This is a genomic window from Bacillus sp. LR--39 (assembly GCF_053613335.1).
Genome location: NZ_JBSIOT010001617.1, coordinates 1 through 515 on the forward strand (window position 1 = coordinate 1; position 515 = coordinate 515).

General features: G+C 46.2%; 2 pseudogenes. Both read left to right on the top strand.

Annotation, left to right across the window (positions count from 1 at the left end):
* A pseudogene (gene mtnK / locus ACWHAR_RS32115) lies at positions 1-315 on the top strand (S-methyl-5-thioribose kinase); the annotation flags it as partial.
* Positions 316-322: 7 nt separating this feature from the next.
* Positions 323-515 (top strand): annotated as a pseudogene (mtnA, locus tag ACWHAR_RS32120) (S-methyl-5-thioribose-1-phosphate isomerase); the annotation flags it as partial.

The window sequence follows — 515 nt, forward strand, 5'->3', positions numbered from 1 at the left end:
GAAACGTCTGAAGAGACGTTTAGTGAAGCCTGGCAGAAGGACAGTCTGGATGTTTACGCCAACATCGACGGTTACCTCACTGATACGCTCAGCCAAATTTTTGAAGAAGCAATCGGATTTGCGGGCTGTGAGCTGATACGACGCACGATCGGCCTTGCCCACGTAGCTGACCTGGATACGATCGTGCCGTTTGATAAACGAATTGGCAGAAAACGCCTGGCGCTCGAAACCGGCACAGCCTTTATCGAAAAACGTTCGGAATTCAAAACGATAACAGATGTTATTGAATTATTTAAGTTACTTGTAAAGGAATGATCTATTCATGACCCATTCATTTGCTGTTCCACGTTCTGTTGAATGGAAAGAAACAGCTATTACCATTTTAAATCAGCAAAAGCTTCCTGATGAGACGGAATATTTGGAGCTGACGACGAAAGAGGATGTATTTGATGCGATTGTCACGCTCAAAGTAAGGGGCGCTCCGGCGATCGGCATTACGGCTGCCTTCGGACTGG